Origin of the sequence: Methylibium sp. (assembly GCF_013817365.1) — a bacterium.
GTDB lineage: Bacteria > Pseudomonadota > Gammaproteobacteria > Burkholderiales > Burkholderiaceae_C > Methylibium.
On record NZ_JACDCU010000555.1, the window covers coordinates 1 to 2,261 of the forward strand.

A 2,261-nucleotide genomic window follows, 5' to 3' on the forward strand; every position below is an offset into this window, starting at 1 on the left:
CGTTACGGCATCGGCTGGCACGAGAAGCACAAGGGCCAGCTGTTCTGCGACGACTCGAGCGAGGACGTCATCACCCTGCTGCTGCGCGAGTGCGAGGCCGGGGCCGTCACGCGCTGGCAGCCTTGCGGCGTGTCGGCCGTGCGGCAGAGCGGACACGGCTTCGAGCTCGACACCGCGCGGGGCACGGTCGGCGCGGCCCGGGTGGTGGTCGCTACCGGCGGGCTTTCGATCCCCAAGATCGGCGCCAGCGATTTCGGTTACCGGCTGGCGCGCCAGTTCGGCCACCGCGTCGTCGAGCCGCGGCCGGCGCTCGTACCCCTGACCTTCGACGCGGCGTCCTGGGCGCCCTTCGCCGCGCTGGCCGGCCTGTCGCTGCCGGTGAAGATCGCGAGCGGCGAAGGCGTGTTCCTGGAAGACCTGCTGTTCACCCACCGCGGCCTGAGCGGCCCGGCCGTGCTGCAGATTTCCAGCCACTGGCGGCCAGGTGCACCGCTGGAAGTGGATCTCGCACCGGCCGAGGATCTCGGCAGCGCGCTGCGTGAGGCCAAGGCAGTGTCCCGGCGCAAGCTCGTCAACGAACTCGCCACGCGGCTGCCGGCGCGCCTGGCAGAAGCCTGGACGGCGCCGCTCGGCGCGCTGGCCGAGAGGACGCTGCCCGAGGTCAAGGACAAGGAGCTCGCCGCGCTCGCTGCGTCGCTGCAGCGCTGGCGGCTCACGCCCAGCGGCACGGAAGGCTGGCGCAAGGCCGAGGTCACCGCCGGCGGAATCAATACCCGCGAGCTGAGCTCGCAAACGCTGGAGAGCCGGCGCGTGGCCGGACTGCACTTCATCGGCGAGGTGGTCGACGTGACCGGCTGGCTCGGCGGCTACAACTTCCAGTGGGCCTGGGCCAGCGCGCACGCCTGCGCGCAGGCGTGCGCCGAGCGGCAGGCCGCCCCAGCGCTTGCGGCCCGCGCGCCGGCAGGTTGAGCCAAGCGTTGCGAGGAGCTGCGAGCCGTCTATAATCGCGCTCTTTGCCGGCAAACCGCGCCCGCTCCTGGATCAGTCATCCGGAAAGACTCCCAGGACAGCGGGCACACAAACACAGGATCCACCGTTTCATGACCACCGTTCGCGTCAAAGAGAATGAGCCCTTCGATGTGGCTCTCCGCCGTTTCAAGCGCACCATCGAAAAGCTCGGCCTCCTGACCGACCTGCGGGCCCGAGAGTTCTACGAAAAGCCCACCGCCGAGCGCAAGCGCAAGAAGGCCGCCGCGGTGAAGCGCCACTTCAAGCGCGTGCGCAGCATGCAGCTGCCCAAGAAGATGTTCTAGCCGGAACCAGACGCACGGAGCGGTCGCAGCGGCCGTTGCGAAGCAAGGCACCTGCGGTCCCGGCCTTCGCAAACCGAGCCAGTAGAACCCTCCATGAAATCAAGCCCGCTCGGGGACGCCCAGGCGGGCTTCGTCGTTTCTGCAAACCCATCGCTGGAGATCGGCATGAGCCTGAAAGACCGCATCACCGAGGACATGAAGAGCGCCATGCGCGCGAAAGACGCGCCGCGCCTCTCGACGATCCGCCTGCTGCTGGCGGCCTGCAAGCAAAAGGAGGTCGACGAGCGCATCGTCCTCGACGACGCGATGGTCGTGGCCATCGTCGACAAGCTGATCAAGCAGCGCAAGGACTCGATCGCGCAGTTCGCCGCTGCCGGCCGCACCGACTTGGTCGACAAGGAATCCGCCGAACTGCCCGTGCTCGAGGCCTACCTGCCCGCGCGCATGAGCGCCGAGCAGGTCGCAGCCGAGGTGGCGAAACTGGTGGCCGAGCTCGGCGCCAGCGGGCCGGGCGACATGGGCAAGGTGATGGGCGCCGCGAAGGCCAAGCTGGCCGGCACGGCCGACATGGGCACCGTCTCGGCGGCGGTCAAGCAGGCCCTTGCGAAGTAAGCTTCGCAGTCTCTGGCCGCACCGCAGGAACTTCGATGAATCTGCCCGCCTCGATGCTCGACGAAGACATCGCCGTCGCGCCGCAACTCACCCCCGAAGCCATGGCCGCTGCGGCGGCGGCCGGCTTTCGCAGCGTCATCAACAACCGCCCCGATTTCGAAGGCGGACCGGCCCAGCCGACCAACGCCTCAATGGAAGCCGCCGCCCGCGCCGCCGGCCTGGAATACGCCTTCCTGCCGGTTTCGGGATCGTTCCAGACCGCCGAGCAGGCCCAGCAGATGGCCGACCTGATGGCGCGCCTGCCCAAGCCGGTGCTGGCGTTTTGCCGCAGCGGCA

4 protein-coding genes are annotated in these 2,261 nt (G+C 69.0%); all 4 read left to right on the top strand.

Features of this window, described 5'->3' with window-relative positions:
- The coding region (locus H0W38_RS21195) for an aminoacetone oxidase family FAD-binding enzyme (protein ID WP_292457931.1) at positions 1–969 on the top strand (969 nt) is incomplete at its 5' end.
- Positions 970–1,100: 131 nt separating this feature from the next.
- Positions 1,101–1,313 carry a 30S ribosomal protein S21 gene (gene rpsU, locus H0W38_RS21200; protein ID WP_292446350.1) on the top strand — a complete coding sequence of 71 codons (213 nt, stop codon included), beginning with the start codon at positions 1,101–1,103 and terminating at the stop codon, positions 1,311–1,313.
- A 165-nt stretch (positions 1,314–1,478) separates the two neighbouring features.
- Positions 1,479–1,925, top strand: a complete 447-nt coding sequence (locus tag H0W38_RS21205) for a GatB/YqeY domain-containing protein (protein ID WP_292457935.1) — start codon at positions 1,479–1,481, stop codon at positions 1,923–1,925.
- 35 nt (positions 1,926–1,960) lie between these two features.
- On the top strand, positions 1,961–2,261 hold a 301-nt coding region (locus H0W38_RS21210), incomplete at its 3' end, for a TIGR01244 family sulfur transferase (protein ID WP_292457933.1).

Excerpts from the sequence above, each read along its gene's own strand:
- rpsU (WP_292446350.1), top strand. The coding sequence starts at position 1,101 with ATGACCACCGTTCGCGTCAAAGAGAATGAGCCCTTCGATGTGGCTCTC.
- H0W38_RS21205 (WP_292457935.1), top strand. The coding sequence starts at position 1,479 with ATGAGCCTGAAAGACCGCATCACCGAGGACATGAAGAGCGCCATGCGC.